General features: G+C 57.0%; 3 protein-coding genes. All 3 read left to right on the top strand.

What is annotated here, in order from left to right:
• Window positions 1–253: 253 nt before the first annotated feature.
• On the top strand, window positions 254–3,154 hold the full coding sequence (uvrA, locus tag H5U02_13545) for an excinuclease ABC subunit UvrA (protein ID MBC7343445.1): 2,901 nt from the start codon (window positions 254–256) through the stop codon (window positions 3,152–3,154).
• 1 nt (window position 3,155) lies between these two features.
• Complete coding sequence (uvrC, locus tag H5U02_13550; GenBank protein MBC7343446.1) at window positions 3,156–5,036, top strand: excinuclease ABC subunit UvrC; 1,881 nt, start codon at window positions 3,156–3,158, stop codon at window positions 5,034–5,036.
• A 79-nt stretch (window positions 5,037–5,115) separates the two neighbouring features.
• Window positions 5,116–5,766, top strand: a 651-nt coding sequence (locus H5U02_13555) for a winged helix-turn-helix transcriptional regulator (GenBank protein MBC7343447.1), incomplete at its 3' end; no start/stop codon positions are given.

Here is a 5,766-nt window from a genome sequence, read left to right on the forward strand (position 1 = left end):
CCGGGGATGCTGGCGTAAGGCGACTTTGGGCGAGCCTTGCGAGCCGTTGGCGAGACCGAGACCGGAGGCGGGGCCGAGGACAGGACGTCCGAGGCCGGCCTCTTGAGACAGGATGTCGAATTGGCTGGGAACCCCGCCGAAGGGTGAGGGGGAGCCATACGGATTGCTGGCGAGGCCAGTCTTTCGCCGGCGCCAGCGCCCAGGCATGGGAAATGTTTCGGAAGCATCGGCTTGATTTTAGGGGTGGAAAGGCTTGGGCGGCGCCCAGATTTTGGTTAAGGGAGCTCGGGTGCATAACCTCAAGAACATCGATGTTCGCATTCCTCGGGATAAGCTGGTGGTTATAACCGGCCTTAGCGGCTCAGGCAAATCTTCTCTGGCTTTTGACACCATCTATGCCGAGGGTCAGCGGCGCTATGTGGAGTCGCTATCGGCCTATGCGCGCCAATTCCTGGGGCAGATGAACAAGCCTGACGTTGACTACATCGAGGGGTTGTCACCGGCTATTTCTATTGATCAGAAATCTACTACCCATAATCCCCGCTCTACGGTGGGTACAGTGACCGAGATTTATGACTATTTACGGTTGCTGTTTGCCCGGGTGGGCCACGTCCATTGCCCCCAGTGCGGTCGCCGCATAAGTCAGCAGACGGTATCGCAGATGGTAGATGTTTTGCTCCAGTATCCCGAGGGCACCAAACTGGTAATCATGGCCCCAGTAGTAAGGGGAAGGAAGGGTGAGCACCAGCAAGTTTTGGCCCAAGCCAAGCGGGATGGCTTCGTTCGGGTGCGGGTGGATGGCGAGATCCGGGAGTTGGACCAGGAGATTAAACTGGAAAAAAACAAGAAGCACCAGGTTGACATCGTGGTAGACCGGATCAAGGTCAAGGAAGGGGTCAGCTCTCGCCTGGCTGATTCTCTAGAGACGGCGGTACGGGCCTCCGAGGGGCTAGCTCTGGTACAGGTGGTGGACACCGGCCAGGAGTTGCTCTTCAGCGAGAAATTTGCTTGCCCCGAATGCGGCATTAGCGTCGAGGAAATTTCTCCCCGGATGTTTTCCTTTAACAGCCCCTACGGGGCTTGCCCGGAGTGCAGCGGCTTGGGCTTTAAGACCGAAGTAGACCCAGACCTAGTGCTGCCCAACCGTAAGCTCAGCTTGGCCGAGGGGGCAGTTGCTCCTTGGGCCGATAGCTCTAGCGATTTTTACCCCAAGCTCCTCAAGGCTCTAGCCGACTATTACCAGTTCGATATCAATACCCCGGTGGAGGAGCTGGACGAGTTTATCATCAATACTTTGCTCTACGGCAACCGTTCAGCCCGGCTTAGCTTTCGCTATGGCCATTTTGGCCACCAGCGCTATTTCCACGGATACTTTGAGGGTATAATTCCTCACTTGACCCGCCGTTTCCAGGAGACCGACTCCGATTACGTGCGGGAGGAAATTGAAAAGTATATGAGCTCCAAGCCCTGCCGCTCTTGCCAGGGCAGGCGGCTACGGCCAGAAAGCTTGGCCGTTACTGTGGGCGGGCTCAACATTTACCAAGTAACCGAACTTACGGTGCAGAAGGCTCTAGAATTCTTTGAACACCTCCAGCTGAGCCCTCAGGAACAGATCATTGCCCGCCAAGTGATCAAAGAGATTAAAGCCCGGCTTGGCTTTTTGGTCAATGTAGGCCTAGACTACCTGACCCTGAATCGCTCGGCGGGGAGCCTGTCCGGCGGCGAGGCCCAGCGGATTCGTTTGGCCACCCAGATCGGGTCGGGCCTCATGGGTGTCCTTTATATTTTGGACGAGCCGAGCATCGGGTTGCACCAGCGGGACAACCAGCGGCTAATCAAGACCTTAAAGCAGCTTAGGGATTTAGGCAATACGGTTCTGGTAGTGGAACACGATGAGGAAACCATGCTGGCGGCCGATTACATCATTGACATTGGCCCTGGGGCCGGGGCTCACGGCGGCCGGGTAGTGGCGGCAGGAACCCCAGCTGAGATCATGGCCTGCCCGCATTCCATCACCGGGCAGTACCTGAGCGGGAAAAAGGCCATCCCTGTGCCCCAAAAGCGGCGCCCAGGCAACGGGCACTGGCTGGAGATCGTGGGAGCTAGGGAACATAACCTCAAGAACTTGCACGTCCGTATCCCCTTGGGCAGATTTGTCTGCGTCACCGGAGTTTCGGGGTCGGGCAAGAGCACCTTAGTCAACGAAATCTTGGCCCGCAGGCTGGCCCGGGACCTCAACGGAGCCCGAACTCGGCCTGGGGATCACGATGGCATTGAGGGCGAGGAGCATCTGGATAAGGTAATCGAGGTAGACCAGTCGCCCATCGGGCGCACTCCCCGATCCAACCCCGCCACCTATACTGGCCTTTTTGACTTGGTGCGTGAGACTTTTGCTCGGGTGCCGGAAGCTCGGGTAAGGGGCTATAAACCTGGCCGCTTCAGCTTTAACGTTAAGGGCGGCCGCTGCGAGGCTTGCCGGGGGGACGGGATCATCAAGATTGAGATGCACTTTTTGCCCGATGTCTACGTTCCTTGCGAAGTCTGCAAGGGGCGGCGCTACAACCGCGAGACCTTGGAGATCAAGTATAAGGGTAAGAATATTGCCGAAGTGCTGGACATGACGGTGGATGAGGCGGTGGAGTTTTTCAGCGCCCTCCCTCGCATTTACAATAAGCTCAAGACCCTCCAAGATGTTGGCCTAGGCTACATCCGCTTGGGCCAACCGGCTACTACCCTGTCGGGGGGCGAGGCCCAGCGGGTAAAGCTGGCCACCGAGCTCTCGCGGCGTTCCACCGGTCGAACCCTGTACATCCTGGATGAGCCTACCACCGGCCTACATGCCGATGACATTTACCGCCTGATCCAGGTGCTGGACCGCCTGGTGGACAGCGGTAACACCGTAGTGGTCATCGAGCACAACCTAGATGTAATTAAATGTGCCGACTACATCATTGATCTAGGCCCTGAGGGGGGCGATGCCGGAGGAGAAATTGTGGCCCAGGGAACCCCAGAAGAAGTAGCCGCTCAAGAAGCATCGTATACCGGCCAATTTTTACGATCAGTATTGAACAAAACCCGGGATCGCCTCTATTCCGGGCCGGGATTGGAGCTGGGGTTGTCGGCGCTATCTTCTGCCGCCGAGGGGGGAAAGTAGCGTGACCGCGCCCACCCAAGCTGGCGAGGCGGCCAAGGAGCCAGCTGGCGCCAAGGTAGCGGATAAGGTAGACCTTCTACCCGACCAGCCCGGGGTTTACTTGATGAAGGACGCCCGGGGACAGATCATATACGTAGGCAAGGCCGGATCTTTGCACCACCGGGTCAAGTCCTATTTTCGTTCTCCTGGCCAGCTTGATCCCAAGACTCAGGTTTTGGTACGGCATATTGCCGACCTGGACTATATTGTTACCGACTCGGAGATCGAGGCCCTAGTTTTGGAATGCAACTTGATTAAGAAGTACCGCCCTCGCTACAACGTCAGCCTGCGCGATGACAAAAACTACCCCTACCTGCGCCTCAGCATCCAGGATGAGTTTCCGCGCCTTTCGGTGACTCGTTCCATCGGCAAAGATGGGGCTCGTTATTTTGGCCCCTTTGTGGATGCTGGAGCCATGCATGAAACCATGAAGCTCATCCAGCGCTTGTTTCCGTTGCGAACTTGTAGCGATCGCTCCTTTGCCAATCGCTCTCGGCCCTGCCTGTACCAACATATCGGGCGCTGCACTGCTCCCTGCGCCGGCCAGATCAGCCGCGAGGAGTACGGCGAGATGGTGCGAGGGGTAATTGATTTCCTAGAGGGCCGAGGGGAAGAATTAGTTCCCCAGCTGGAGGCCAAGATGCGGCAGGCAGCGGCCAGGATGGAATTTGAGAAGGCAGCGGTTTATCGCGACCAGGTGGAGGCTATAAAGAAGGTGGTAGCTAAGCAGAAGATGGCCCAGGCCAACCAGGAAGACCTGGATGTGGTGGCCATTGCTCGGGGCTTCAATCAAGCCTGCGGGCAGGTGTTCTTTATGCGGGACGGCAAGGTGGTAGGCCGGGAACATTTTTTGCTCTCGGGTACCGACCAGCTATCCCGAGAAGAGATTATTACCGCCTTTGTTAAGCAATTCTACAGCGGCTTGCCTTCGGTTCCGCGGCGCATTCTTCTCCAGGAGCCTTTGGTGGAAGCAGAGCAAGAGGTGGTTGCTCGGTGGTTGGCTGAGAAGGCTGGGCATAAGGTAGAGCTGGTGGTGCCCAAACGCGGGCCCAAGCGAGAATTGGTGGAGATGGTGCACCGCAACGCCCTGCTGATCCTGGAGGAGCGCCAGGCTCGCATCCAATCCCGGCGGCAGATGGCAGTGGAGGCCTTGGCGGAGCTACAGCGAGTGTTGGGCTTGCCCGAGCCGCCTTTGCGCATCGAAGGATACGACATATCCAACTTGCAAGGGACCTCCATGGTTGGCTCGATGGTTGTCTTTGAGGGTGGCCAGCCCCAGGCCGGCGAATACCGGAGGTTTCGCCTTAAAGGGGTAGAAACCCAGGATGACTTTGCTTGCCTGGCTGAGATAGTGGGCCGGCGCTTCCATCGCTACCGGGCGGGCGATGACAAATTTGCCCGCCTTCCCGATTTGGTTTTGATTGATGGCGGGCGAGGACAGCTATCGGCCGCTCGCCAGGCCATGCGCGAGGCCGGCGTGGACTCCATCCCTATGGTGGCGCTGGCCAAAGGGGAAGAACTGCTGTTCCGCGAAGGGGATCCTTTGCCCTTGAGATTGCCGCGGGACTCGGTTGCCTTGCGCCTACTTCAATACGTTCGCGATGAAGCCCACCGCTTTGCCATCACCTACCACCGGCAACTGCGGCAGAAAGGAAGCCGAGGCTCGGTGCTGGATGCTATTCCTGGCATCGGGTCGCGGCGCAAGAAAGCTTTGCTGGCCCAGTTTGGGTCGGTATCTTCGTTGCGGGAAGCCACAGTGGAACAGTTGGCTCAAGTTCCCGGCATGACCCGACCGGTGGCCCAACGGCTCTATGATTACCTTCATTCCGGCCAACGCCAATAATCCTTAGCTGGACTGTTCACCCTACCCAAGAATGGTGCTATAATTATCCTAAGATATTTTGGTTTTTTGGGAGGTTATTATGGCCACACTGCGACAAAAGGAGTTTCTGGCAGCCATCGAGAGGATCGTGGCTAGAAACGGAGGCGGAGGCGTACATTATACAGAGGTAGCTCAGGAGCTGGGAGTCAGCAAATGGACAGCCTATGATACCTTGCAGCGGTTGGTAAATAAAGGGTACCTGCTGAAAGGGCACGACAGCAAGGATGACCCCAGCTCAGTAGGCCGGACCAGGGTAGTATTCTATCCCACCAGCTTGGGTCGAGCCCTGGCTTCGCCTAAGTCCTGGCAGAAGTTGGAGGAAGGTCACCGCCGCCGGCTGGAGCAAGAAGTCCTAGAGCTAATTGCTCAAGCCAAGACCGAAGGATGGAGCGCGATGGTTAAGCAGGTACAGAGTAGACTAGCCAGCGCTAGCCACCCTCTAGCTTTTTGTCTTTACGCTTTAATTGGGGGAGCTTTGTTACTGCGCTTGGCCACTTTGGCCAGCGGCCAGGGTAGCATTACCGATACTCTTGGCCAGGTGGTTCTGGGATGCCAGACAGCCCTAGTTATCTTTGGAGCTATTTTGGCAGCTCTAGCCCAAGCTGCTTCTTGGTCGGGGTTCAATCAAGGATATTATAAGGAAGCCTTAAGCTATCTAAAAGATTATGAGAATCAGGCTCGCGACTTGGAG

Source organism: Clostridia bacterium, assembly GCA_014360065.1.
Taxonomy (GTDB): Bacteria; Bacillota; DSM-521; order Neomoorellales; family JACIYF01; genus JACIYF01.